Below are 26157 nucleotides of genomic sequence, written 5' to 3' on the forward strand. Positions count from 1 at the left end.
AGAAGTTTGTATAGGATTAGAGATTTTGGGGAGGAAGTATTGTGACAGCAGGAGAAAAAAGTATGAATGAAATTATAAAAGACGTGTATAACGGATCGATTGTATCGGTTAAGAAGATTATCCCCATTGACCCGGTTGTTGGTGCACCGAAAATTATGGAACCACCACTTAAAGTCCAATTTGGTGTTATGATTGGCTACACTGGTAACGTTAAAGGTGAACTAGTTTTACAATCAACAGATACTTTTTTTAGTAGTATTGGTGAGAAAATGTTTGGTATGCCTGTTGAAGGGGAGATGCTAGATTCATTTGCGGGGGAATTAGGCAATATGATCGCAGGTAGTCTATCCACCTATTTATCAGAACAGGGACTTACAACGGACATTACTCATCCGACGATTTTAAAAGGGGATGCGACGTTATCAGGTTTTAAACGGGCACTACTAGTAGAAGTAACCTATCCAGAGAACCAGACCTTATCTATTTATTTACTCTTAAACAATTAATCTGAACTAATAGTTGCATAAAGGGATTTATTTAATGTATCCTTGAACTTGTATGAGTGTGTGTCTAAATACGTATTGAAGGAGAAGAGATAGATGAGCACAGAAAAATATATCGTTTTCCGATTAAATGATCAAGAATATGGCGCAAGTATTCAACAAATTGTGTCCATTGAAAAATTACTTGATATGACAAAGTTACCTCAAGTATCAGACTTTATTGAAGGTATTACGAAACTAAGAGGCGAGGTTATTCCGGTCATCGACTTAAAGCGTCGTATGGATATGGATAAAACAGACAAAACCGATCATTCACGAATGCTTGTCGCACTTGTTGATGATGTATCGGTTGGCTTTATCGTCGATGAAGCCTCAGATGTTATTGATATCGATGAAGAAATTGTAGAGCCAGCTCCTACATCTATTAGAGGTGTCAATGCGAAGTTTTTAAATGGTGTCGCAAAGCTGGATGACCGCTTATTACTCTTAGTAGACTTAGCATACATTTTAAATCATCAAGAATTAAATGAAGTAAAAGAAGTTGTAGAAGAACAGTAAAACACGTAATGATGAGAAATAAAAGAGTTAGAGGAGAGTATGAATTATGGCACGTATTTTAGTAACTGATGATGCTGCGTTTATGCGTATGCAGCTAAAAAATATCTTTCAATCATTAGGACATGAGGTCGTTGGCGAGGCAGAGAATGGTCAAGTGGCGATTGATTTGTATAGTGAGTTGAAACCGGATTTAGTGACAATGGATATTACCATGCCTGAGATGAATGGGGTAGAGGCTGTTAAGAATATTAAAGCCAATGACCCAGGTGCCACGATTGTCATGTGCTCAGCAATGGGACAACAACAAATGGTACTTGAAGCAATTCAAGCGGGTGCGAAAGATTTTATCGTTAAGCCATTTGATCAAGATCGTATTAAACAAGCGTTAGAAAAAATTTTTTAAAGCATACTAAAAGGTCACAGTTGGGCTAGTCGCATCTGTGACCTTTTGTTTATCATATTGAATGCGTCCGATTGAGACAAGATACAGTCACTTATTTTCTGGATAGCGATAAGCGACTTCATCCATCTTCTCATCATAATCAACGATTAAATCATGACCTTCAAAGAACCAGAGGTCATCTTCTTTAACGTAAAAAGTGAGTCCACTCTGCTCAAATTTCTCACCAACAGGTCCATCAATTGCTTCATTGTGTACGTCAAAGGCTAGTGCGTAGCCTTCACGAATCGGGCTTGTACCATAAATTTTCACATAAAAACGAACGGCACTACCTTCTTCCACTAATACTTCCTCTTTGAACCATTGAATGGCTTGATCTGTTACGTCTAATTTCATCCTTTGCACCCCTTATCTTCTCATGTATGAGTTATGGTATTTACTATCAATATTAATTGTAACATGTTTACATCATTTTGTATGACATGTTGCTTCTCATGGATTTGATTAATTAGTAAGAAGTGCTTGTTATGTGTATTAACACTTATATTCAGGTTGTTTTATGGAAAAAGTTGCGACTTATTAAGAACAACGTTAAAATAAAGTAAATTAATTAACTAAGTCAAATGATAAAGGATGAGTACGATGACAATAAAGATTGGGATGGTAGGGACAGGTGGATTTAGTCAAAAACATGCTGATATTCTAATGAAGATGGACCAGGTAAGACTTGTAGCTGTTTGCGGTACGAGCGAGGAAAAAGCGAAGCGATTTGCTGAACAGTATGACGGCATGAGAGGGTATAGCGATTTTCATGCGATGCTAGACGCAGAAAAATTAGATGGTGTTTATCTTTGTGTGCCGCCGATGGCGCATGGTGAGATGGAACTTACCTTAGTAAAGCATCGCATACCTTTCTTTGTTGAAAAGCCACTAGGTGTAACAACAGCGGCGCCAGAAAAAGTTGTTGAAGCACTCGAAAAAGCACCGTTAGTGACTGCTGTCGGTTATCATTTCCGTTACTTAGAATCGATTCAATATCTTAAACGTCTATTAAAAGACCATACCGTAGGTCTAGTGACAGGCAGATGGATGGGGTCGATGCCTGAGGTGAGTTGGTGGCGTAATCAAGCATTATCGGGTGGACAATTAAATGAACAAGCGACGCATATTGTCGATCTTTTGAGGTACCTTTTAGGTGAGAGTGAAGAAGTTCATGCTTATGAGGCACAACGCGTGATGAATAAGCGAAAAGAAGACGTGACTGTAGCGGATGTCGGTACACTCAGTATACGATTTAAATCTGGAGTCATCGCTAATATTACCAATACGTGCATCTTACCAGAGGGTTTAGATGAAATAGGGTTTACGATGTATACCGATTCAGCAGTGATCGAGTGGACTCCTGAGTCGTTAACGATAAAAACGGGAAAAACCGAAAAAGTCATGGTAGATACACAAGATCCCTATTACCAGGAGGATGAAGCCTTTATTCAATCCATTAAGTCAGGTAGTAATGAACACATTTTGTCTACGTATCAAAATGCTTATAATACTCAGCTTATGACGGACGCAGCACGCGTCTCTGTTGAAAAGCATTCTCCGATTAACCTAAATGACTAGTAGGGCAGAGCGATATTAAAAAATAGCCGTATGAATAGTTACAATGATGAAAACTTTTGGTGAAATGAGGTTTACCCACAGCGGTTAAAGGATAGATTATACTATAGTTTATTTTATCTTTAAGGGAGTGGTCATTCATGTTTAAGAAAATCCTGTTAGCTTCTGATGGATCTGAATATTCAATTCGCGCCTGTGAAAAAGCGGTTGAATTAGCAAAATGTCAAGCAGATGCTGAAGTTACCATCTTGTATGTTGTTGATGGAACAGCGGCGAAAGCTGATGCAACTTATCACTGGAATGCGAGTGATTTAGATCGTAGTCGACGTGAAAAATTAGAAATCTCTGAGCGTAAATTAACAGAAGCGGAAGTAGATTACAGTATCAAAATCTTACATGGTGATCCAGGCCCAACGATTGTTAAGTACGCGAATGATGAACGGCATGATCTCGTCATTATTGGAAGTCGCGGATTAAATAGTCTGCAAGAAATGGTGCTAGGAAGTGTCAGTCATAAAGTGGCTAAACGCGCCGATTGCCCGGTACTCATTGTTAAATAACATCTAAAAATCCCCTAGTCACCGTTTATGTGACTGGGGGATTTATCTATTTTATGCGGCTTGACAAGCTGGACAAAGTCCGTATACTTCAAATTTATGTCCTTCAATCATGTACCCACTTAAGTCATCATCAATCATATCCATTGGGCAGATTTGAATGCGTTTTGTTGCCCCGCATTTGCGACAGATGAAATGATGGTGGTGGTGATTAGCACACCGGATTTGATAATGTTTTTCTCCGTCTAGTTCAGTGGATTCTAAAATACCTAACTCGTTAAAGAGGTGGAGATTTCGGTAGATTGTATCAAAGCTAATCCCATCATAATGCGGTTCCATATAAGAGAGTAATTCTTTAGCTGTACGATAACGCCCTTCATTTGCGAAAAACTCTAAAATCATTGCCCGTTTATTTGTGTATTTATAACCAGCCTCTTTTAACTTATTAAGGCTTCATTTAAATTCATACAATCGCCTTCTTTCGTTGAGATTTTAACCATACTTTTTGGAGAAATGTTGTCACGATGAGAAAAGCAATTAAGACCATCACGATTGTCCCACCGGGGGGGATTTCTAAATAATAACCAGAAACAATCCCTAGAATGACACTTGCTTCACCGAAGATAATCGAATAAAAAATGGTTTGTTTAAATCCTTTGGCAATGCGAATACTACTTGCGACAGGCAGTGTCATGAGCGCTGAAACAAGCAACACACCGACAATGCGGATAGACGCTGAAATAACAAGTGCCGTCAGTAAGATAAATAATAAGTGAATACTCTTTGAATGAATACCTGATACTTTCGCATGTTCTTCATCAAATGATAACATAAACAATTCTTTATAAAACACAACCATTAACGTTAAAACAATAACCGCAATAATCCGAATCGTATTAAAATCTTGTTTAGACACAGCTGAAACAGATCCGAATAAGTAAGAGTATAAGTCATTGTTCAATCCGTCAGCAAGTGCAATAAAGATAACACTAAGACCAACCCCACCAGAGAGAATAATAGGAATAGCTAAATCTTGATAAGCTTTATAGACTGTTCTTAGACGCTCAATTAAGATAGCTCCAAAGATAGAAAAAATTGTCCCGGACGTAAAAGGGGTAATGACAGCTAATCCGTATTTTTTATCCATAAACAAACCAAAAGCAATACCGGCTAAAGTCACATGACTCAAACCGTCAGCAATTAAGCTAAGGCGTCTCACAACGACAAACGTACCAAGGAGTGGCGCAATTAAGCCGATGATTAAACCTGTATAAAGTGTCGTGCGCAAAAACTCAAACTCAAAAAATTGACTAAGCAAACTCACTCACCGTCCTTAATGATTGTGGGTCACGATATTTAAGTCATGACCATAAAATGATGAAATCCGTTGTTCAGATAAATTATGAAACGCTTCTGTATCACCATGAAAATGGATTTCTTTATTGAGACAAGCAACGCCATTTGCATGACTTGTCATCGTGCCAATATCATGGGAGACAAGGAGAAGGGTGATTTTTTTCTCGTGATTTAATTTCCCTAAAAGTTCGTAAAACTTTTGAACGTTTTCCGTATCAATCCCAACAGTCGGTTCATCTAAAATGAGAAATTCCGGTTCACTGACTAAAGCACGGGCAATAAAAATGCGCTGTTGTTGACCACCTGATAAGTCACCAATGTTTTGATTGATGTATTCTGACATACCAACAAGTTCAATGGCTTCTTTTACTTTCTCGCGATGTTTTTTTGTGAAGAACTTCAAGTAACCGATTTGTGCCGTTAATCCCGTAGCGACGACTTCTTTTACCGTGGCAGGAAACCCTCGATTAAAGGCATTAGCTTTTTGTGACACAAAGCCAATCTTCTGCCAATCTTTAAACTTATTAGCAGGTGTTCCGAATAACTCGATCGAGCCATGTTGCGGTGTTAACACACCGAGTAGTAATTTAATTAATGTTGTTTTACCGCCACCATTTGGTCCGACAAGACCTAAAAAAGCCCCGCGAGGAATCGAGAGGTTCACATCTTTTAAAGCAATCTTGTCTTCATAGGCATAGCGTATATTTTTTAATTCAACGATGGTGTCTGTCATTGTATTTAAGCTCCTCTATCTATTATATAAAAGCACTTTGTGATTGTTCGAAACGTAACCATTACTAAGTGTAACCGAAACAAGCATGAATGTAAATAAGAATTGTTACGGTTTAGGTTTAAGTTAATCATAATAAATGCTTTGATGTCAATGAAAGTGCATTAGAACAAGCGAAAAGGTGGAAAAACGAAGCAAGAGACTTTATACTAAAGAAGGAGAAAAGAGAAAGGGTGGGGATTCATTTGACAATGACGTTTTATTGTTATCCAAAGTGCGGTACATGTAAAAAAGCAAAGCAATGGTTAGAGGCTAATGGTGTCGCTTATGATGAGCACCATATTGTAGAAGACACACCATCAAAAGCAGTGATGATGGGGCTAATCGAACGAAGCGGACTAGATATTAAAAAATTCTTTAATACGAGTGGCCAGAAGTATCGTGAATTGAATTTAAAAGATAAATTACCTGATATGACGCATGAAGAGAAAGTCGATGTACTCGTAAGCGATGGGATGTTAATGAAACGTCCACTTACTTATGATGACCAACATGTGACGGTCGGTTTTAAGGAAGAACAATTCGAACAAACATGGAAATAAAGCAACATAAGCAGCAACAAATTCGCTTAAATGAAAGAGGGAATGATAAATGACTTTACCAAAAGATTATTATTACACAGATGAACATGTGTGGTTAAATATTGAAGATAACTTAGTTCGTATCGGGGTGACTGATTATGCGCAAGATGAACTAGGTGACGTTGTGTTCGCTGAAATCAGTGAAACTGGTGAAACAGTGAAAGCGAATGATACGTTCGGTAATGTTGAATCCGTTAAAACAGTATCAGAACTGTATGCACCAATCAACGGAGAAATCGTTGAGGTTAATGATGTATTAGAAGATAAACCTGAACTGATTAATGTGTCACCTTATGATAAGGGTTGGTTGATTGTCATTAAGCCAGATAATATGGAGGATGTTAAAGCACTTATGGCAAGTGACGCGTATAAAGATTTTCTGCGGGGCGTTACTGAGGACCATGTTGCTTTAAACTTGTCACACATCAATGATATTGATTTAACGAAGTAATCTGATCATAAAACACGCCTGAACATTAGTCAATACTTCTAATGAACAGGCATGTTTTTCTTAAAGATAGGCACTAATTGCCTCCATTAGACTAGGAAAGCTTAAGTTCTGGCCCCATTGTTTAACGATATGACCCTGTTGATCAATTAAGACCGTCGTTGGTACACCTAAACAAGTGTAGTTGAGATATGTTTCACGACCATTATCTACAAGAGTTGGTTGTTTGATAAAGTTATTTTTGTAACGAACGGCATCATCGTGATGCCTTTCTCTACCAGTGACATTAATGGTAATCATCGCTAATTTGTTTTGGTCCACGGTTTTGAATAATCGCTCTTTCATCGGCATATCCTGACTACAATCAGGACACCAAGAGGCCCAAAACGTAAGTAACACCATTCGCCCGCGCAAATCACTTAATGTAAGATGGTCGTCTTTATCAATATAGGGAAGCGTAAAATCTGGTGCAGTTGTCATATATATCAATCATCCTTTCAAACTGTTGTATACTCTCGTGATTAATTAGTATAACATGGACAAAATATTGTGAAAACTTATTGACAGCATATTTTTAACGTGCTATTATCACCATTAACCAATTAAATATTTAAGACTCTTATCAAGAGAGGTGGAGGGACTGGCCCGACGAAGCCCGGCAACCGTTAAATACAAGCTGTATTTAAAAAGGTGCCAATTCCTGCAAAGCGTAAGCTTTGGATGATAAGGGAACGCTTAAACGTAAGCATATGATGCCAGCGTCTTTTTGTTCTCTTATTAAAGGAGAATAAAGGGGCGCTTTTATATTGATTGAAATAGTGTTTGGTTGATAATTTAATCATTAAACCATCGCGTATTCGGTTAAAGAGAGAAGAATGAATACCGTTATAAAAAGAATGAATATTTAGATATTAGGGGGAAGTCACATGATCGTCATTGATCAGTTATCGAAAGTTTTTAAAACAAACGAACATGAACTAAAAGCCGTAGATGATTTAAGTTTATCGATTGAAAAAGGTGAGATTTTCGGCGTGATTGGTTATAGCGGTGCTGGTAAAAGCACTTTTATTCGCTTAATTAATCGCTTAGAAGAACCGACAAGTGGGACAGTAGAAATAGAAGGACAAAATATCACTAGCCTATCAAAACATGAATTACGGGTGAAACGCCAGGAAATTGGCATGATTTTTCAGCACTTTAACCTGTTGTGGTCGCGCACCGTTGAAGAAAACATTGCCTTTCCATTAGAAATTGCCGGGACATCAAAAGCTGAAATACAAACGCGTGTGCAAGAATTGATTGATCTTGTTGGACTAACAGGTAAAGAAAAGAATTATCCGTCACAACTTAGTGGGGGACAAAAGCAGCGGGTTGGTATTGCACGAGCACTCGCAAATAAACCGAAAGTATTACTTTGTGATGAAGCAACATCGGCTCTTGACCCAGAGACAACCGACTCAATTTTAGCTTTGCTTGTTGATATTAATGAAAAGCTCGGTTTAACGATTATCCTCATTACCCATGAAATGCACGTCATTCAAAAGATTTGTCATAACGTAGCCGTAATGGAAGCGGGACGTGTGGTTGAACAAGGAAATGTCCTTGAAGTCTTCTCACACCCTAAAAAACCGGTGACGAAAAAGTTTGTTGAACAGGTCATGGGTAAACCAGATGAAGAACTCACCGATGATGTATTAATCGAACATATTTCAGATGGTCATGTACTAAAGTTAACCTTCGTAAAAGAAACAGCCAATCAAGCGATTATTTCAGAGGTAGCTAAACATTATGACGTTGATATTAATATTATTCAAGGAAACATTAAACAAACACAAGAAGGAGCTTACGGCTCGCTTTATGTAAAAATGACAGGGGACTTACCAGCAGTGGAACAGGCGATTCAATTTATTCGATCAACATCAGTCGATGTGGAGGTGATCACACATGGCTAATTTATTTCCAAACATTGATTGGATGGATCTTTTATGGGCAACAGGTGAGACACTTTATATGACACTTGTCGCTTTAATAGGGACGTTGATTTTAGGTACGATCCTAGGTCTATTCATTTATTTATCCGCGCCGGGTAACTTGTGGGATAATAAAATTGTTTATTCAATTACCGCTGGATTTGTGAATATATTTCGGGCGATTCCTTTTATTATTTTAATCTTTTTAATTTTACCACTCACCGTCTTTTTATTTGGGACGTTCCGCGGACCAACAGCCGCATTACCTGCATTAATTTTAGGTTCTGCGCCGTTTTATGGTCGCCTCGTTGAGATTGCTTTACGTGAAGTTGATCACGGTGTAATTGAAGCAGCGAAAGCGATGGGGGCAAAAACATCGACGATTATCTTTAAGGTGTTACTAAAAGAATCGATGCCAGCGCTTGTTTCAGGACTGACGGTAACGGCGATTGCTTTAATCGGTTATACCGCCGTCGCAGGATCGATTGGTGCTGGGGGTCTTGGTGATTATGCCTACTTCTACGGCTTTACTCGTCGAGATATGGATATCGTTTATGTCTGTACACTCCTGATTGTATTAATTGTATTTATCTTTCAATTTATTGGCGATGTTATTACGAAAAAAATTGATAAGCGCTAATGAGCTTATTCATATATTAAAAAAAGAAAAGGGGATTTCATGATGAAAAAAATTGTAACTTTATTTTTACTTGTCTTGTCACTTGGATTTTTAGCTGCTTGTGGAGAAGAATCAGCAGAGAATGAAATTAAAGTCGGGGCTACTTCTGTGCCTCACGCAGAAATCTTAGAAGAAGCGCGTCCATTGCTAGAAGAAGAAGGTATTGAGTTAACGATTGAAACGTATACAGATTACGCATTACCAAACGAAGATTTATCACGTGGAGAATTGGATGCCAACTACTTCCAACACATTCCATTCTTTGAATTATCTTTAGAAGATCATGGTTATGACTTAGTTAATCTAGCGGGCATTCACGTAGAACCTCTCGGTGTGTTTTCAAAAGACATTGCTTCAGTAGATGATATTGAAGAAGGAACAGAAGTGATTATTAGTCGTAACGTACCTGACCATGGGCGTATTTTAGCACTCTTTGAAGCAAATGGTTTTATTACACTTGCCGATGATGTAGATAAATCCGCTGCTACAATCGATGATATTGTGGAAAATCCATTGAACCTTACGTTTTCTCCATCAGTGAATCCGGAATTCCTGATCGAAGCATATGAAAATGAAGCAAATACACTCATTGCTATTAATGGTAACTATGCGATTGAAGCAGGTCTATCACCGGTGGACGATGCGTTATTCGTAGAAGGTGCCGATTCCCTTTATGTTAATATTATCGCCGCACGTGCTGAAGATGAAGATAATGAGAATCTTCAAAAGTTAGTTGAAATCTTGCAGTCAGAAGAAATCTCTAATTTCATTAATGAAAAATACCAAGGCGAAGTTGTTCCTGTTGCCGGTGAATAACTGAACAATGAAATACAGACGAAAACGGAAGAATTCGTCTGTATTTTTATGTGCGCTGAGGTATGTTGAATAGAGCGGTTATTACTCGGTGAAATGAGGTCAAATCATGTCAAAGCACGTTTTTCATAGTAGGGGCAGCGTGCTATAATAATACTTGTATCAAGCAATAAATAAATTAATCAATAAGGGGACTTTTAAAACGAGATGGAAAAGCTCAATCTGAACTACACACCAGAAATGGAAAAAGCTATGCATCAAAATCACGGCGTGAATTTCACAGAATATGAAATGAATGTCGAGAAGCGCATGAAAGTGGAGCGAGAACGAGAAAAAAGTCATGAACAAAGTATGAAATTGATTGCTGAACTACAACAAGATATTCACCGAGATATGTAAACTCAATTAACATGAGTAAATGAGAAAAACCTCTGCGCTATTTAAATAAATAGTGTGAGAGGTTTTTCTTTATATTACCAAAAATAAGGCAATCGCTAGTCGTGATGGAGGCGTTAATTATTCAGAGCGTCGTTACCGTCGATCAGAGCAAAAATATTGAAAGATGTGGCAATGTTTGACTTACTCGGGAAAACGATATAAACTTTTTTTACGTTATTGTTTAAAAAGTGATGTTTTCGGTCTTAAAATCTTGCCATAATTTTTGAAATAGTTTAAGATTGTAATGAGTATAAACTGAGAATGAAAATGAGACTCAGTATCAGAATAACACGTAAGCAAATTACTTAGGAGGTATAGATATGAGTGGTTCAACATTAGAGATTAAAGATCTTCATGTGGAGATTGATGGGAAAGAGATTTTAAAAGGCGTTAATTTAACGATAAAAGGCGGCGAGTTCCATGCGATTATGGGGCCGAACGGTACGGGTAAATCAACATTGGCGTCAGCTATTATGGGACACCCTAAATATGAAGTAACAAAAGGACAAATCTTAATGGACGGTGAAGATGTTCTTGAGATGGAAGTAGATGAACGTGCAAAAGCGGGTCTTTTCCTAGCGATGCAATATCCGAGTGAGATCAGTGGGGTGACAACGTCAGATTTCTTACGGTCTTCTATTAATGCTCACCGCGAAGAGGGTGATGAGATTCCATTGATGAAGTTCATTAAAGAGATGGATGACGCGATGGATTATCTTGAAATGGATAAAAATATGTCACAACGTTATCTAAATGAAGGTTTTTCAGGTGGGGAGAAAAAACGTAATGAGATTCTGCAGCTCATGCTATTAAAACCAGCCATTGGTATTCTAGATGAAATTGACTCAGGTCTTGATATTGATGCGTTAAAAGTTGTATCAAAAGGGATCAATAAATTACGTAATGAAAACTTTGGTTGCTTAATTATCACACACTACCAACGTCTATTAAACTACGTAAAACCAGATTATGTTCACGTGATGATGCAAGGGCGCGTTGTAAAATCTGGTGGACCTGAACTTGTCGAACGTTTAGAGAGCGAAGGGTATGAGTGGATTAAAGACGAACTCGGAATTGAAGACGAAACTGTCGGCAAATAATATATAGGGGAGGAGGAATTTGATGTCTAACGATGTATTTACGTGTGACTATATAGAAAGTTATTCGAAACAACAACAAGAACCGGCATGGATGACAGATTTCCGCTTGAAAGCTTTTGAAACAGCTGAAACGATTGATATGCCAAAACCGGATAAAACGAAAATCACCCGCTGGGATTTTGACACGTTTGATCATGTGACCAATAACCAATCGGCTAAACAAATCGCCCTTAATGATTTACCTGAAGGGATTAAAAAGTTTATCGACATTGAAAAAGAACAAAACTTATTAATCTTACGTGATAATGTTCGTGAGTATGTCCACAGGAGTGAAGATTTGGCAAAACAAGGTGTGATTGTCACAGATCTTCAGACGGCGATTAAAGAACATGCGGATTTAGTGAAACAATACTTTATGACAGATGCGGTAAGCGTAAATGAACATAAGTTAACGGCTCTTCACGGAGCACTCGTTAATGGTGGGGCGTTTATCTATGTACCAAAAAATGTGATAGTTGAAGAACCAATTCAAACCATCTTTTGGCAGGATAACCCGGCACAAGCGTTGTTTAATCACGTCATACTTGTAGCAGAAGAAAATAGTGAAGTTACTTACGTTGAAAATTATTTAGCATCTGAAACAGAAGCAAAAACAGTCATGAACGTAGTGAGTGAAGTGTTTGCTAAAGCGAATGCGAAAATTTCATACGGTTCAGTTGATCACTTTGCGCACGGTACGACGTCTTATATTAACCGTCGTGGTTTAGCTGAACGTGATGCGAAAATTGAGTGGGCACTTGGCCAAATGAATGATGGCGATACGATTTCAGAAAACGTGACGCACCTATTAGGTGATCAATCTGTTTGTTATGCGAAAGCAGTCTCTGTTGGTCGTGGTGATCAAACACAAAACTTCACAGCCAACATTGTTAACCATGGTAAACACACCGATGGTATCATCCTCCAGCACGGTGTCATGAAAGATAAAGCAACCGGTATTTTCCACGGAATCGGTAAGATTGAACACGGTGGAACAAAAGCCAACGCAGAACAAGAATCGCGCGTGTTAATGTTAAGTAAACATGCAAGAGGAGACGCCAATCCAATCTTACTCATTGATGAAGATGATGTAACGGCTGGACACGCAGCGTCTGTTGGACGTGTGGATCCGGTTCAGCTTTACTACTTGATGAGCCGTGGGATTTCTAAGCGAGAAGCAGAACGTCTCATTATTCATGGTTTCTTAGCACCTGTAGTGAATGAAATTCCAATCGAAGCGGTGCGCAAGCAACTAACAGATGTTATCGAAGGGAAAGTATACTAAGATGACCATCTTAGATGTCAAAAGTGATTTCCCTATTCTAGATCAGACAATCAATGGTCATCAACTTGTTTACTTGGATTCAGCCGCAACGGCCCAAAAACCACAAGTGGTCATTGATGCTGTGAATGATTACTATAAATTTGACAATGCGAATGTCCACCGCGGGGTGCATACACTTGGCCAACGAGCAACCGATGCCTACGAAGGGGCACGGGAGACGGTGACAAAGTTTATCAATGCTAAGCAATCAAAAGAGATTATCTTTACCCGTGGTACAACAGAGAGTATTAACATTGTCGCAAGAAGTTATGGCGATGCGTTTATTACAGCGGGTGATGAGATTGTGTTAACTGAGATGGAACATCATAGTAATCTGATTCCTTGGCAACAAGTAGCTAAGCGGACTGGGGCGACGCTAAAATTCATCCCGCTTGAAGCGGATGGGACAATGACCATGACGGCTGTTAAACAGACGGTGACTGAAAAGACGAAACTTGTGGCCATTACACACGTATCCAATGTATTAGGTACTATCAATCCAATTAAAGACATTACAGCTCATGCGCATGACATGGGTGCCGTTGTTGTTGTCGATGGTGCACAGGCTGTCCCGCATATGGCAGTTGATGTACAAGACCTTGATTGTGACTTTTATGCCTTTAGTGGGCATAAAATGGGGGCACCAACAGGTATCGGTGTGTTGTATGGTAAAGAAAAGTTACTCAATCAAATGGACCCGGTTGATTACGGCGGTGAAATGATTGATTTTGTCAGTTTAACAGACGCAACTTGGAAAGAGTTGCCGTGGAAGTTTGAAGGTGGTACACCGATTATTGCCGGTGCGGTCGGATTAGCAAGCGCGATTGGCTACTTACAATCGATTGGGTTTGATAAAATCACGGCCCATGAGCAAGCATTGACTGATTATGCAATAAAAGAACTAAAAAAAATAGACGGTATTGACATATATGGACCGGACAAACGATGTGGTTTGGTGACGTTTAACTTAACAGACGTTCACCCACACGATACCGCAACGGTTCTAGACTCATTCGGTGTTGCAGTAAGAGCAGGGCACCATTGTTGCCAGCCGCTGATGAAGTGGCTTAAGGTGACCGCAACAGCCAGAGCAAGTTTCTATGTATATAATACGTTTGAAGATGTTGATCTTTTTATTGACGGACTTAAACAAGCGAAGGAGTTTTTCGGAGATGTCTTTTAATAATCTAGATACACTCTATCGTCAAGTCATTATGGATCATTATAAAAATCCGCGAAACAAAGGCACATTAGAAGATGGTTTGACCCTTGAAATGAATAACCCAACCTGTGGTGACCGGATTCAGTTGCACTTTATTATTGAAGGTGACACAGTCACAAATGCTAAGTTTGAAGGCGAAGGCTGTTCGATTTCACTTGCATCTGCTTCAATGATGACCCAAGTTGTTAAGGGGAAATCTGTCGAACAAGCCTTAAAACTATCACAGTATTTTTCTGATATGATGTTAGGAAAAGAAACGGATAGTGACGGGTTAGAGCTCGGGGATATCGAAGCACTTCAAGGTGTTCAAAAGTTTCCAGCGCGCATTAAATGCGCGACACTTGCGTGGAAAGCGATGGAGAAAGCAATTGAGCAAGAGGACGAAGCTTAATACTATGATGTAACAAAGGAGGGGCTATTATGTCTAAAAATGCACCAGAAGTGGGCGAATATAAATACGGTTTTCATGACAAAGATGTCTCGATTTTCCGTACCGAACGCGGCCTAACAGAAAAAGTCGTGCGTGAAATATCTAAAATAAAAAATGAGCCTGAATGGATGTTGTCATATCGTCTTAAAGCGCTCGAACATTTCTATAAAACACCAATGCCACAATGGGGTGGCGATTTATCAGAACTTGATTTTGATGAAATCACCTATTACGTAAAACCATCTGAACGTTCTGAACGTTCGTGGGATGAGGTGCCTGAAGAAATCAAGCGAACGTTTGATAAATTAGGTATTCCAGAAGCGGAACAAAAATACCTTGCCGGTGTGTCCGCACAGTATGAATCTGAAGTTGTGTACCACAACTTAAAAGAAGACCTTGAAAAAATGGGGATTATCTTTAAAGATACAGACACAGCACTGAAAGAAAATGAAGATTTGTTTAAAGAATACTTCGGTAAAGTCATTCCTTATACTGACAACAAATTTTCAGCTTTAAATTCAGCTGTATGGTCAGGTGGCTCATTTATCTATGTACCAAAAGGTGTGAAAGCAGATACGCCACTGCAAGCGTACTTCCGAATTAACTCAGAAAATATGGGGCAGTTTGAACGTACATTGATCATTGTTGATGAAGGCGCATCGGTTCATTACGTAGAAGGGTGTACAGCACCTGTCTTTACGACAAACTCACTCCACAGTGCGGTTGTTGAAATCTATGTTAAAAAGGATGCTTATTGCCGTTATACAACGATTCAAAACTGGGCAAACAACGTCTATAATCTCGTTACCAAACGAGCAACATGTGATGCCAATGCGACGATGGAATGGGTTGATGGCAATATTGGATCGAAGTTAACGATGAAATATCCTGCCGTTCTTCTAAAAGGAGAAGGTGCACGTGGTATGACACTCTCCATTGCGCTTGCGGGTAAAGGACAAGTGCAAGATGCTGGGGCGAAGATGATTCACTTGGCACCAAATACATCGTCAACGATTGTATCTAAATCTATCTCAAAACACGGTGGTAAAGTCTCTTACCGTGGGATTGTTCACTTCGGCCGTAAGGCTGACGGGGCACGGTCAAACATTGAATGTGATACGTTAATTATGGATAATAAATCAACGTCTGATACGATTCCATATAACGAAATCTTAAATGATAACATTTCACTTGAGCACGAAGCGAAAGTGTCGAAAGTGTCTGAAGAACAACTGTTCTACTTGATGAGTCGTGGTATTTCAGAACAAGAAGCGACAGAAATGATTGTCATGGGCTTCATCGAGCCATTCACAAAAGAATTACCAATGGAATATGCGGTTGAAATGAACCGATTAATTTCCTTCGAAATGGAAGGAAGTATTGGTTAACGTTGTTATATAAACGTTTTGGTGAGGTGTAATTGAGGCTTGCCCCTTTTTACCCACCAAATCATGAATTAATGTAATTTGAATACAAATCGGGAGATTCTTTTTCGAGTTTCTCGGTAATGTGTAAATACGTATCTGCAGTGACATGTGCCGATTTATGGCTGAGTCTCTCAGATGCGTATTTTATATTTGCACCAAATACTAATAAGTGAACGGCATGACTGTGTCTTAAAGCGTGAGAGCTTAAAATCGGGACTTTTGCTCTTTTACATACTTCTTTAAAATATTCTCTGACAATATTGGTTCTTAACCATCGTCCGTCTTGTTGATGAATCATTAAATGAACGGAAGAAGCTTTACAATTCACCTGAATTGTAAAGTCAAATGCATAAACTTTTTTTTCTTGATTTTTGTTTTTTTGAACTTTAACTATGTTATCCTTTATTTATATATAAAAAGGAGGAATAAGGAAATTATGAAAATAGGGCCAAGAGTGTTTAAAAAAAATCTATTACTACTAGTGTTACTAGTTCTTGTTTTTAGTATGGTTTTCGCAAGTACTGCTAGTGCAAAAACAAAAAAAAGGTTAAAAATGATGATGTGGCAGTAGAAATGATAAATCTTGAAAATATTAATGAAGATACAATAGATACATTCTTAGCGAGTCGAGGTATGCCTGATGATGTGTTAAATAATTTAAGCTATCGAGGTGAGTATACAATTTATACTACATTAGAAGATGATTCTATATTTGATGGGTATTCAGAAAGAAAAGCAGCTTCTTTACCAAGTAGTGATGGTGATTTTTCTGTTCAATTCATCCTACCAGTGATTTAGAATTTGATGCAACAGGTTGGAGGAATACTGATGGAACATACAGTATCTATCCAAGCTTCTACTGGAAAGAGAACGTAGAATTGGATAATGACTCTTTTGGATTCGCATTAAACAAAAAATATTGGGATAACGTTTCTGGTGCTACATTAAATTTATGGATGAGAGATTTCGGACCTGAAGGTTCAACTACTTCATACTTTATAGATCGAGCTTCTATGTCGGATTATTCAGGTCACTCTTTTAAGATGAGTGGTCTTGGGAGTTTCCCGCATGACTACGAAGGTAATGGCTACTTTAAAGCGAAGCCGGTAGGTAGCACAATTGATCGTACAATTAGCATTAGTTATGCTGATGGTAAAAGTATTTTAGGAAATATCAGCTATGGTGTAAATATTGGCATGACGAGTGTAACTTATTCTTCAAGTGCTAACAATTTTAAATCAACAGCAGATATTATTGGGTGGTAATTGGAGGTGAATTCATGGGTTTAGTTATATTTATACTATGTTTGATATCAATAAGTAACTTCTTAGTTTTATTGGATTTTGGCACAACTATAATACAAGCATTCGTGTATTCTCTACCAATAAATTTAACTGTCTGCACCATAATATTTTTAATGTACCAGATTCTAATAGAAGTTATGAAAAGTAACTCAAACAAATAGAACCTAGAAGAGAAGGAGAAAAACTATCTTTTAGAAGAGACTACTTGTCCATATAATTCTTAGTAACCCTCAATGGATGCAACAAAAATTATAAGGATAATTTTTTAGTAATTAAATTTGCTTTTTAATTATTGATCTTCTTCTAACATAAATACTCGACATTTAGTAACCTCTTTTACGTTTTCTTTCGTTCATTTTGTTTCTTCTCGTTCTAAATTTGCTACACTTAATATACGCGTGATGAAAATCTAAATAACATGTGTGTTTTAGCACATACTCGGTAGAGTGTATAAGTGCGCGCGCGCGCGATTGCATGGAGCTTTTCTTATGCTTCAAAACTATTGGGCCGCAAGGCTCAGAATTATGAAATTCATTCGTAAAACACTCTTTCGGAATATTGCGAATATTGTTAAAAAAGTCCAAAGATATCTATGCGATACTAATGAAAATCTTTAATTAAATTACGTTCATTCAAAATATATATATAAATACTATGAATTGCGAGGTGTGTCAGGATGAATACTTTATCAGCAAGTCCAGTTGGAGTTATTGAAAGAGGCCTTGCACTAATTATCGATCTAATTATTAATGTAATAATTGCTTTAATAATTAGTTTTGTTTTTCACAAAGGTAATTTCCCATTTTTAGATTTTTTTATTATTGCGCTGGTTATTTTATCACACGTATACAGCATCACACTTCCACTACTATGGAATGGATATACAATTGGAAAACGAGCCGTTGGAATCAGAATTGCTCCTGTTTCAAATAATAGGTTAACATTAAGTACACTTATTTTTCGAGAGCTTTTAGTGAAGAATCTACTTTATTATTTTAGCATGGGTTTACTTCAATTTGTTAGTATCTATCTTATTTCAACTAGAGATGATAAGCGGGCGATTCACGATTTGCTTGCTAAAACTTATGTTACTAATAATTTTCCAGACTAAAAAGCAGTCACCCCTTTTTTTTCAGTAGGGGCGACTGCTCAATTTAAGTCTTTTTGATACATGGTGTCTGGAACTTCCTGGTTAAAGAGAAAGACAATCGTAGAGACCGATAATGTAAGTATCAAATAAATTCTCATCCAAAAATCTGGGTGATGGATTATTTGATCCCTTTGTTTTTTAGTTGAAGTTACTCATTGTGTTTAAATAACGGCTAAAACCTAGTTAGGCCAAGGGTTAGACGTGTTTATTTGTTATTGCTTGTGTTTAGTTTCTTCTATCAAATTAGAATCCTTCGAAACGGAAGGAAGTATTGGTTAAGCCTTTTAACGATAGTCAAAACCCTCTCACTGATTGATGTGCAATCAGTGAGAGGGTTTTTATGTGAACATGGGGTGGTGTTTATGTTAAAAAATGCTGATAATAAGTTAACACTCCTTGATATTCCGTGTGGTCTACTGGTTGATTATTTGCGCTACTTAACGTCAACTGGAAGTGATGAACGTCATCAATCATTGAAAGTAAGGACTGCTTCATATGAGCCAAAGTTGACATGTTAAAATAAGCCTGTAGTCTTTCAGGGTGTGCTAAATAATCGCTTAAGAACTGATTCGCTTTTCCAAAAGCCAGTGCTTGTTTTTTTTCTTGTATCAATACGACTTGTTTTAACAGTGTTATATAGCTCTCAAGAAGAGGCTGCGCATATATTGCCTGAGTATAAAAGAAATCCTCTCGTACAATCCCTTTTACAGCATACGTACTGACCCAGTAAAATTCATTAACATAATGATTCAGTGCTGTTTCTGATAATCGCTTCGTTAAGTAACGTTTATCATGATGAAAATGTAAGTGATCAAATTGCTCGTCTTTATCTAACAAAACAACTGAATGAGCATCATCAATCGCATCTGGGAGTAAATCTGGATGGATTAAACGTAAATCTATCCGTGTGAAATCTGTAAAATGTATTAAAAAAACAGCCAGACGGTTAGGGTCGTTTGTGCTCGGTGTTTGCATGATAAGCCGCTCACCGAAGACATCTAACCAGTCTAGGGTGTTGTTGAAGTCAGTGACGTGTTCAGTGATATAAATAATATCATAGTCCTGTAGCTCATCTTTTTTTCTACTGGCATCGGCCCGTGATCCGTTTAATAATACACCGCGAATCCGTGTATCTTCTTTTGCGACAGAGAGGATTAAATCATACATCGCTTGTTCACTCCGCAACTCTCCCACTCCTTTTAATCAAGTAACCATGATTCATCCATGGTTGGATTTTGTCTAAAGACTTTCCCGTGTACATCAATGGCCGCATGCCACTCCTTACATTGTTTTAAGTTAATATTCTCGACTAATGGTTGGTAGTGTTGTCGCATATCTTGATAAGTTTTAAAATCACCAAAGCCGAGCCGTGAAAATAATCGTCTTGCATACTGATCACTCACAAATACCCGGCGATTAAAAATATATAAAAGCAACACGTCAGCCGTTTCTTCCCCAACGCCTTGAATCGTTAAAAGTTCTTGTCTTAACGTATTCGTAGGGTACTGTTCGAATCTATCTAGTGTGGTGTGATGTTGGTGAAACCAGTGGGTAATAGCTTTAATATATTTGCTTTTTTGTTTATAGAAACCAGCTGGGCGAATGAGCGCTTCTAATGCACTTTGTTCCATTGCTAATAATGTATCAAGTGAAAGGTGAGGCTTTAAGTTATCTAAAGCTTTCTCCATGTTTAGTTGGGTTGTTTGTTGGATAAGAATCATACTAACCACATCTGCCAGGTAATGATCACTTTCCCACCAGTCTTGGTGTCCGTAATGATCGACTAAACGATCAAGTGCGGTTTTTATTTTGTCTTGTGTCATATAAACGTATATCTGCTCCTTAATTTTAATAGATAACTAGCTTAAGTATAGCATTCACGCACTCAGGCGTCAGTTGATATGTTTCTATCTAGCTTAATAGAAAGTGGGCAATAGAAAAGGGTAACACAAACGATACAGGATCGGTTGTGCTAGCCTAAATGTCATGATGGTGCTTTAAGTGCCGTTTGAGAAAGTGCTTATGATTGGAAGAAGAGTTTTTCTAATGTGAGTGGCTCAATATACTCGCCGTCTTTAAAGGCGCGCATATTGCCGCCTGAAATTTCATCAATTAAGAGAATGTCTCCGGTTGTTTGATCGCGGCCAAATTCAAATTTAATATCATATAGTTCGATGTCTTTTTTCGCCAGCTCATCTTTAATGACACCCGCAATTTGTTGCGTCAACGATTTTAACGTCTCATACTCTTCTGTTGTTAGGATATCAAGCATGGCTAAAGCATCTTTGGTGATCGGTGGATCTTCTCGTCCATCATCTTTTAACGTTACTTCAACAAACGCATCAAGCGGTTGATTTTCTTCTGCATATAATCCGTAACGACGTAAGAAGCTACCGACCGCACGGTAACGACAAATGACTTCTAAACCTTTACCGAAAACAGACGCAGGCTTAACGGTCATCGTTTGTTCGTCGATATGACTATCGATAAAGTGTGTCGGAATACCTTGCTTATTTAACTGTTCAAAAAAGTAGGTCGTTAATTTTAATCCGGCTTTACCAGCGCCTTCAATTGAAAGGCCAACCGTATTGGCGCCGGGATCGAAAACACCGTCCACACCTGTGACATCGTCTTTAAACTTCAATACGTAATTTCCATCTTGACGTTGATACACGTCTTTTGTTTTTCCTTGATACGTTAATTTCATGCATTTAGCTCCTTTATATAGATAATAGTGATGAATATAATGCTTATTCTATATCAATAACGAATAATTAACAATACCTATATTATAACGTTCGTGTTTTAAGTGGTTTTTAGTGCGGAAATGGTGGCATCTATTTCTGATTTACTTGTAAAGTAGCCGATACTGATTCTGAAATAATGCTGATGTTGTTCAGTAGGATAGAGCGGTGTTAAGGACCGGATCTCTCCCGTTGTTTTTGAATGACAAGCACTTCTTGTTGAGACATAGATCTGTTTGCGATTTAAAGCTTGTTGAATATAATCACCATGGCTTGATGTTGACAAGCAACCAATGATAGGAGAAGTGACATGGGCTTCACCGATCACGCTGATGGGTAATTGTTCGTGTTTTAATTGGTTGACTACATACTGTCTTAATTCCATCAATCGGTTTAATCTTTTGCTTTCATGTGTGATGTAGTCATTTACGCAGGCGGCAAAGCTCGCAATTAATCCGGCATCAATCGTCCCTTGTCTAAATCCGCCTTGTGTTTTTGATTGAAAAGGTGCGCGCCACTCTTTAGGCTGTTTAAGTAGTAAAGCGCCGATGCCTTTTAGACCGTGAATTTTATGGGCGGAAAGCGATAAGGCATCGACGTAGTTAAAGGTGGTTGAAAGTTTTTGTTTCCCGAAAGCCTGGACAGCATCCGTGTGAAATAATAGCTGATGGTCTTTACAAAATTCACTTATCATCTCATTATCTTGACTGATGCCTGTTTCGCTATTAATGAGTTGAATGGTGACGAGTTTGGTGTCTGGTCGCACCGCGTCTATCAATTGTTGTTTTGTGATCTGGCCGTTTTTAGCTGGGGTAATATAGGTAACGGACAGACGCCCTTGTTGTTCTAATAACTGACACGTGTCATATAGGGAGGCATGTTCGACAGTGCTTGTTATTATATGAATCGGTTCACCATTGAACTGGTGGAGGACGAGGTCAAGAATCAGATGGTTACTTTCTGTGCCCCCAGAAGTGAAAATGATGCCATCTGGTGGTATATGAAAGTAGTCTGTAAAGATTGTCTTCGCTTGGCTGATTAAGTCATCTGCCACTTCGCCTACATGATGGGGACTTGCAGGATTAGCGAAATATTGTTTTGCGACGTCTTGATAGGTTTTTAGGGCGATTGGTAACGGTTTAGTCGTTGCGGCATGATCTAGATAAATCAATTGTTTCACTCTCTTCTTGAAAAAGGTTTGGGTTTCCTTTATTATATGTAAATATAGGTGTAAAGACAACTATAAAGAAGGGTGACTATGAAACGTAAACAACTCATCATCATTGGGACGGGCCTAAGTGCCTGTCAACTCGCGTACAATTTATTAAATGACTATGATGTCATTATGCTGTCAAAAGGCGATAAACAAACAGGTAACACGGTCAAAGCACAAGGTGGGATTGCTTGTGTAATGGGTCAACACGATCATTTAGATAGCCATATACATGACACATTGATGGCTGGGAGTTTTTTAAATGATGTTGCACAAGTAGAAAAACTCATAAAAAATGCGCCGAATGTGATGCAGTCTTTAATCCAATCGGGATTTATATTTGATCAAGTCGTTGGCCAATTTATCTTAGGAAAAGAAGGGGCGCATCAACATCGACGCATTTTGCATGCGGGTGGTGACCAAACAGGTAAACGGCTTACTTGTCACTATCATCAATTATTACAAGATAAAGTGACAATCATTGAACAAACAACAGCGGTGGATCTATTAAAGCAAGAGGGGCGTTGTGTCGGGGTTAGAACAGTGAATCATTCCTTAGAACGGCAGGACTACTTTGCTGATGCGGTGGTCCTTGCGACCGGAGGGTATGCCGGGATTTTTCAACACCATTCGAATGATCCACTCATGACAGGTGACGGGATTGCGATTGGCTACCGAGCGGGTGCCGCCGTTAAAGATTTGGAGTTTATTCAGTTTCATCCGACCTTGGCGATTGGACACCAGCAACGATTTTTAATCTCAGAAGCGGTTCGCGGGGAAGGGGCGAGGTTAGTGAACGGCCGAGGTGAATACATCATGCTGATCATCCGTTAAAAGATTTAGCGCCGCGTGATGTGGTAAGTCAAGTGCTATACACCCGAAACCAACAAGGCGAAGCAACGTATTTAGATATTCGGTCGGTTAAAGGCTTTCAGCGGCGCTTTCCGCAAATCACCGACTTACTGCATGAAAATAGCATCGATATAAAGCAAGGCTTGATTCCAGTTCAACCAGGAGCCCATTTTACGATGGGAGGACTGGCGGTTAATGAACAACATGAAACAACTGTTCCTCATTTATACGCGATTGGTGAAGTTGCCGCCACTGGTGTACACGGGGCCAATCGTTTGGCAAGTAATTCACTACTAGAAGCGCTTGTCTTTGGGAAGGACTTAGCGGATGTATTAAGAAATAAACCACCGATGTCACCAGGTACATATGTGCTTGAGGACCTACCAATGAAGGTTCAACCGCTAGATATGTCAATCGAGGCACTAAAACAAGCGAACGAAACCTATTTAGGTGTCGTAAGAAGCCAAACAGCTTTAAAGCAGTTTGAAAAAGAACTTCGTGCGTTACCGATAACCACACGTGGCGCAATCGATCACCCAACTAAAACATTGGAGCGTTACACATCAGAAAATATGTTGCTCGTCAGTCAACTTGTCTTACAGGCAGCGTTAAATCGTAAAGAATCCATCGGTGCTCATAAACTTACAAACAAAGAGAAACAGGCGGTGAGACAGTGAATCCTTTATTACTAGAAGATCAGTTAAAACAGTTTTTTAATGAAGATATCGGTCATGATGATGTTTCAAGTCGCATGATTCCCGAAGATAAGCGAGGTTACGCGACGTTCTTCGTCAAAGCTTCAGGTATCTTTTGCGGGCTTGAAGTGATAGAAACAAGTTATCAATTATTTCATGAGCCTGTTCAAATCACTTGGTACAAAAAAGATGGTGATCGATGTCAAACGGGAGAGGTGATTTGTAGCGTCGTTGCTTCTTATCGGCTCTTGTTAAAAACAGAACGAGTGATTTTAAATTTGATTCAACATCTGAGTGGGATTGCCACGATGACAGCGAAGGCCGTATCAAAATTAGGTGATGCGCCTGTCAAGCTTGTCGATACGCGAAAAACAACGCCAGGGTTAAGAATGTTAGAAAAGTATGCGGTCACGTGTGGTGGTGGCTATAATCACCGTTATGCCCTGTATGATGCGGTCATGTTGAAAGAGAATCATTTAGCTTGTTTTGATTCAATCACAGAAGCGGTTAAACGTAGTCGTCAGGTGATCTCCCACTTAACTAAAATTGAAGTCGAAATTGAAACACGGGAACAGTTACGAGAAGCGATTGAGGTAGGTGTTGATGTAATAATGTTTGATAATCTCTCGCCAGACGTCATTTCAACTTGGATTAAGGATGTCCCATCGACGATTGTGACAGAAGCGTCGGGTAATATTACATTAGATAATATCGCTACATACCGAGACTGTGGGGTTGATTTTATTTCAATGGGGGCGTTAACCCACTCCACTGAGGCATTAGATATCAGTTTACTCATCAAGGGGGAAAGCTAAGTGTTAAATTTATTTAAACAAACAACGATACCTGAACGGTTTTTACAGGCAACAGAAGCGGAACTTAAACGACAGATTATCGAAATAAAAAAAGAGCTAGGTGAAGACTTATTTATCCCCGGTCACCATTATCAACGTGATGAGGTGATTCAGTTCGCTGATGCGACCGGTGATTCCTTACAATTGGCGCTTTATTCAAAAGAAAAAACCGCCAAATATATTGTCTTTTGTGGTGTGCACTTTATGGCAGAGACAGCTGATTTATTGGCTCGTCCCCATCAACGCGTTATCTTACCGGATATGCGCGCTGGATGTTCAATGGCTGATATGGCGACAGAACGTCAAACAGAAATGTGTTGGGACATTTTAACCGAGCGGTTTGGCGAGGAACTGTTGCCGGTCACCTATGTGAATTCCTCAGCGGCGATCAAGGCCTTTGTCGGTAAGCACGGCGGGGCAACGGTCACATCTTCAAATGCAAAAAAAGTAATGACATGGGCACTAGGACAAGGCAAAAGAATCTTATTTTTACCTGATCAGCATTTAGGCAGAAATACGGCCGTTGACTTAGGTATGGCGTTAGACCAGATGGCGGTGTGGGATCCGATTAAAGAAACGTTAAATCAAACGAGTGCAGACGAACAGATTCAATTAATTTTATGGCAAGGTCACTGTTCTGTGCACCAACACTTTACTGTTGAACAAATGAATACTTTACGAAAAGATGAGCCAGACGTTCAGGTCATTGTTCATCCGGAATGTCATTACGACGTTGTTCAAGCCTCTGATTATGCTGGTTCAACAAAATACATCATCGAGACGATTGAACAGAGCCCGTCAGGTAGTAAGTTTGCGGTTGGTACCGAGATGAATTTAGTCAATCGTTTAAAGGCGCATCATCCAGATAAAGATATTCGTTCACTAAATCCGCACATGTGTGCTTGTGTGACGATGAATCGGATTGATTTACCACATTTAGCGTGGGCACTCGAACAACTGATAAAAAATGATCCAATAAATGTGATCAAAGTAGACGATGCCAAAAGACAAGATGCCAAAGCAGCGATTACTCGGATGTTTAATATTTAACTAGAGAAACCCTATCTCAACTATTGGACGAGATAGGTTTTTT

General features: G+C 38.8%; 33 protein-coding genes and 1 riboswitch. Of the genes, 23 read left to right on the forward strand and 10 right to left on the reverse strand.

Features of this window, described 5'->3' with window-relative positions:
- Positions 1–41: 41 nt before the first annotated feature.
- From JCM19043_RS09035 to JCM19043_RS09045, 3 genes are all read left to right on the forward strand, one after another.
- Positions 42–506 carry a chemotaxis protein CheX gene (locus JCM19043_RS09035; RefSeq protein WP_089853281.1) on the forward strand — a complete coding sequence of 155 codons (465 nt, stop codon included), beginning with the start codon at positions 42–44 and terminating at the stop codon, positions 504–506.
- Between the two features lie 93 nt (positions 507–599).
- Positions 600–1061 carry a chemotaxis protein CheW gene (locus JCM19043_RS09040; RefSeq protein ID WP_062321874.1) on the forward strand — a complete coding sequence of 154 codons (462 nt, stop codon included), beginning with the start codon at positions 600–602 and terminating at the stop codon, positions 1059–1061.
- 46 nt (positions 1062–1107) lie between these two features.
- Positions 1108–1464 carry a response regulator gene (locus JCM19043_RS09045; RefSeq protein ID WP_062321876.1) on the forward strand — a complete coding sequence of 119 codons (357 nt, stop codon included), beginning with the start codon at positions 1108–1110 and terminating at the stop codon, positions 1462–1464.
- 87 nt (positions 1465–1551) lie between these two features.
- Here the strand turns inward: JCM19043_RS09045 and JCM19043_RS09050 are convergent, their stop codons facing one another.
- A complete protein-coding gene (locus JCM19043_RS09050; protein ID WP_062321878.1) occupies positions 1552–1857 on the reverse strand; it encodes a HesB/YadR/YfhF family protein in 306 nt (101 codons plus the stop codon).
- A 246-nt stretch (positions 1858–2103) separates the two neighbouring features.
- On the opposite strand from JCM19043_RS09050, the gene JCM19043_RS09055 reads away from it, so the two are divergent.
- A complete protein-coding gene (locus JCM19043_RS09055; protein ID WP_062321880.1) occupies positions 2104–3081 on the forward strand; it encodes a Gfo/Idh/MocA family protein in 978 nt (325 codons plus the stop codon).
- 137 nt (positions 3082–3218) lie between these two features.
- Complete coding sequence (locus JCM19043_RS09060) at positions 3219–3638, forward strand: universal stress protein (protein WP_062321882.1); 420 nt, start codon at positions 3219–3221, stop codon at positions 3636–3638.
- Between the two features lie 51 nt (positions 3639–3689).
- Here JCM19043_RS09060 and JCM19043_RS09065 read toward each other — a convergent pair whose 3' ends face one another.
- From JCM19043_RS09065 to JCM19043_RS09075, 3 genes are all read right to left on the reverse strand, one after another.
- Entirely contained in the window at positions 3690–4037 is a 348-nt protein-coding gene (locus JCM19043_RS09065; RefSeq protein WP_156321377.1) for a transcriptional repressor, read from the reverse strand.
- Positions 4038–4098: 61 nt separating this feature from the next.
- Positions 4099–4953 carry a metal ABC transporter permease gene (locus tag JCM19043_RS09070; RefSeq protein WP_062321884.1) on the reverse strand — a complete coding sequence of 285 codons (855 nt, stop codon included), beginning with the start codon at positions 4951–4953 and terminating at the stop codon, positions 4099–4101.
- A 15-nt stretch (positions 4954–4968) separates the two neighbouring features.
- Entirely contained in the window at positions 4969–5724 is a 756-nt protein-coding gene (locus JCM19043_RS09075; RefSeq protein ID WP_062321886.1) for a metal ABC transporter ATP-binding protein, read from the reverse strand.
- Positions 5725–5966: 242 nt separating this feature from the next.
- Between JCM19043_RS09075 and JCM19043_RS09080 the strand changes: the two genes are divergently transcribed.
- Together JCM19043_RS09080 and gcvH are read left to right on the forward strand one after the other, a co-directional pair.
- Positions 5967–6323 carry an arsenate reductase family protein gene (locus JCM19043_RS09080; RefSeq protein ID WP_062321951.1) on the forward strand — a complete coding sequence of 119 codons (357 nt, stop codon included), beginning with the start codon at positions 5967–5969 and terminating at the stop codon, positions 6321–6323.
- 49 nt (positions 6324–6372) lie between these two features.
- The gene (gene gcvH / locus JCM19043_RS09085) at positions 6373–6813 is read left to right on the forward strand and encodes a glycine cleavage system protein GcvH (protein WP_062321888.1); all 441 of its coding nucleotides are present in this window, start codon (positions 6373–6375) and stop codon (positions 6811–6813) included.
- 60 nt (positions 6814–6873) lie between these two features.
- Here the strand turns inward: gcvH and JCM19043_RS09090 are convergent, their stop codons facing one another.
- The gene (locus tag JCM19043_RS09090) at positions 6874–7290 is read right to left on the reverse strand and encodes a TlpA disulfide reductase family protein (protein WP_062321890.1); all 417 of its coding nucleotides are present in this window, start codon (positions 7288–7290) and stop codon (positions 6874–6876) included.
- A 136-nt stretch (positions 7291–7426) separates the two neighbouring features.
- Positions 7427–7540: riboswitch (SAM riboswitch) on the forward strand.
- A 196-nt stretch (positions 7541–7736) separates the two neighbouring features.
- On the opposite strand from JCM19043_RS09090, the gene JCM19043_RS09095 reads away from it, so the two are divergent.
- The 9 genes from JCM19043_RS09095 to sufB all read left to right on the forward strand — a co-directional run bounded on the left by JCM19043_RS09095 (position 7737) and on the right by sufB (position 16213).
- Positions 7737–8762 carry a methionine ABC transporter ATP-binding protein gene (locus JCM19043_RS09095; protein ID WP_062321892.1) on the forward strand — a complete coding sequence of 342 codons (1026 nt, stop codon included), beginning with the start codon at positions 7737–7739 and terminating at the stop codon, positions 8760–8762.
- Positions 8755–9420, forward strand: coding sequence for a methionine ABC transporter permease (locus JCM19043_RS09100; protein WP_062321894.1), 666 nt, complete (start codon positions 8755–8757; stop codon positions 9418–9420). Before JCM19043_RS09095 ends, JCM19043_RS09100 begins: the two co-directional genes overlap by 8 nt.
- Before the next feature lie 42 nt (positions 9421–9462).
- Positions 9463–10275: a MetQ/NlpA family ABC transporter substrate-binding protein gene (locus tag JCM19043_RS09105; RefSeq protein WP_062321896.1), complete on the forward strand. Its 813-nt coding sequence runs from the start codon at positions 9463–9465 to the stop codon at positions 10273–10275.
- Between the two features lie 204 nt (positions 10276–10479).
- Positions 10480–10671, forward strand: a complete 192-nt coding sequence (locus JCM19043_RS09110) for a hypothetical protein (protein WP_062321898.1) — start codon at positions 10480–10482, stop codon at positions 10669–10671.
- Between the two features lie 359 nt (positions 10672–11030).
- Positions 11031–11810 carry a Fe-S cluster assembly ATPase SufC gene (gene sufC, locus JCM19043_RS09115; RefSeq protein ID WP_062321899.1) on the forward strand — a complete coding sequence of 260 codons (780 nt, stop codon included), beginning with the start codon at positions 11031–11033 and terminating at the stop codon, positions 11808–11810.
- A gap of 22 nt (positions 11811–11832) precedes the next feature.
- Positions 11833–13134 (forward strand): Fe-S cluster assembly protein SufD, encoded by a 1302-nt coding sequence (gene sufD, locus JCM19043_RS09120; protein ID WP_062321901.1) that lies wholly within the window; start codon positions 11833–11835, stop codon positions 13132–13134.
- 1 nt (position 13135) lies between these two features.
- Positions 13136–14356 carry a cysteine desulfurase gene (locus JCM19043_RS09125; RefSeq protein WP_062321903.1) on the forward strand — a complete coding sequence of 407 codons (1221 nt, stop codon included), beginning with the start codon at positions 13136–13138 and terminating at the stop codon, positions 14354–14356.
- The gene (gene sufU / locus JCM19043_RS09130) at positions 14346–14786 is read left to right on the forward strand and encodes a Fe-S cluster assembly sulfur transfer protein SufU (RefSeq protein WP_062321904.1); all 441 of its coding nucleotides are present in this window, start codon (positions 14346–14348) and stop codon (positions 14784–14786) included. Before JCM19043_RS09125 ends, sufU begins: the two co-directional genes overlap by 11 nt.
- Before the next feature lie 29 nt (positions 14787–14815).
- The gene (sufB, locus tag JCM19043_RS09135; RefSeq protein ID WP_062321906.1) at positions 14816–16213 is read left to right on the forward strand and encodes a Fe-S cluster assembly protein SufB; all 1398 of its coding nucleotides are present in this window, start codon (positions 14816–14818) and stop codon (positions 16211–16213) included.
- A 61-nt stretch (positions 16214–16274) separates the two neighbouring features.
- On the opposite strand, the gene JCM19043_RS09140 is transcribed toward sufB, so the two are convergent.
- The gene (locus JCM19043_RS09140) at positions 16275–16580 is read right to left on the reverse strand and encodes a tyrosine-type recombinase/integrase (RefSeq protein WP_231631475.1); all 306 of its coding nucleotides are present in this window, start codon (positions 16578–16580) and stop codon (positions 16275–16277) included.
- A gap of 233 nt (positions 16581–16813) precedes the next feature.
- Here JCM19043_RS09140 and JCM19043_RS09145 point away from each other — a divergent pair, with 233 nt between their 5' ends.
- From JCM19043_RS09145 to JCM19043_RS09160, 3 genes are all read left to right on the forward strand, one after another.
- Positions 16814–17050, forward strand: coding sequence for a hypothetical protein (locus JCM19043_RS09145; protein WP_156321378.1), 237 nt, complete (start codon positions 16814–16816; stop codon positions 17048–17050).
- Between the two features lie 80 nt (positions 17051–17130).
- Positions 17131–17517, forward strand: coding sequence for a hypothetical protein (locus JCM19043_RS09150; protein ID WP_062321913.1), 387 nt, complete (start codon positions 17131–17133; stop codon positions 17515–17517).
- Positions 17518–18232: 715 nt separating this feature from the next.
- Entirely contained in the window at positions 18233–18667 is a 435-nt protein-coding gene (locus JCM19043_RS09160) for an RDD family protein (protein ID WP_062321917.1), read from the forward strand.
- A gap of 399 nt (positions 18668–19066) precedes the next feature.
- On the opposite strand, the gene JCM19043_RS09165 is transcribed toward JCM19043_RS09160, so the two are convergent.
- The 4 genes from JCM19043_RS09165 to JCM19043_RS09180 all read right to left on the reverse strand — a co-directional run bounded on the left by JCM19043_RS09165 (position 19067) and on the right by JCM19043_RS09180 (position 22621).
- Entirely contained in the window at positions 19067–19891 is an 825-nt protein-coding gene (locus tag JCM19043_RS09165) for an aminoglycoside 6-adenylyltransferase (protein WP_062321919.1), read from the reverse strand.
- Between the two features lie 14 nt (positions 19892–19905).
- Positions 19906–20529: an endonuclease III domain-containing protein gene (locus JCM19043_RS09170; protein ID WP_062321922.1), complete on the reverse strand. Its 624-nt coding sequence runs from the start codon at positions 20527–20529 to the stop codon at positions 19906–19908.
- Positions 20530–20726: 197 nt separating this feature from the next.
- Positions 20727–21413: a phosphoribosylaminoimidazolesuccinocarboxamide synthase gene (locus JCM19043_RS09175; RefSeq protein WP_062321924.1), complete on the reverse strand. Its 687-nt coding sequence runs from the start codon at positions 21411–21413 to the stop codon at positions 20727–20729.
- Between the two features lie 98 nt (positions 21414–21511).
- Complete coding sequence (locus tag JCM19043_RS09180) at positions 21512–22621, reverse strand: cysteine desulfurase family protein (RefSeq protein WP_062321926.1); 1110 nt, start codon at positions 22619–22621, stop codon at positions 21512–21514.
- Between the two features lie 87 nt (positions 22622–22708).
- Here JCM19043_RS09180 and JCM19043_RS16035 point away from each other — a divergent pair, with 87 nt between their 5' ends.
- Genes JCM19043_RS16035 through nadA form a run of 4 tightly spaced genes read left to right on the forward strand, consistent with a single transcriptional unit; the run spans position 22709 to position 26114 of the window.
- Positions 22709–23497 (forward strand): FAD-binding protein, encoded by a 789-nt coding sequence (locus tag JCM19043_RS16035; RefSeq protein WP_082394506.1) that lies wholly within the window; start codon positions 22709–22711, stop codon positions 23495–23497.
- Entirely contained in the window at positions 23473–24192 is a 720-nt protein-coding gene (locus JCM19043_RS18185) for an FAD-binding protein (protein ID WP_255349953.1), read from the forward strand. The genes JCM19043_RS16035 and JCM19043_RS18185 overlap by 25 nt, the downstream gene beginning before the upstream one ends.
- Positions 24189–25025 carry a carboxylating nicotinate-nucleotide diphosphorylase gene (gene nadC, locus JCM19043_RS09190; RefSeq protein WP_062321928.1) on the forward strand — a complete coding sequence of 279 codons (837 nt, stop codon included), beginning with the start codon at positions 24189–24191 and terminating at the stop codon, positions 25023–25025. Before JCM19043_RS18185 ends, nadC begins: the two co-directional genes overlap by 4 nt.
- Positions 25026–26114 carry a quinolinate synthase NadA gene (gene nadA, locus JCM19043_RS09195; protein WP_062321930.1) on the forward strand — a complete coding sequence of 363 codons (1089 nt, stop codon included), beginning with the start codon at positions 25026–25028 and terminating at the stop codon, positions 26112–26114.
- Positions 26115–26157 lie beyond the last annotated feature (43 nt).

The organism is Halolactibacillus sp. JCM 19043 (assembly GCF_001310395.1).
GTDB classification, from domain to species: Bacteria; Bacillota; Bacilli; order Bacillales; family Amphibacillaceae; genus Halolactibacillus; species Halolactibacillus miurensis.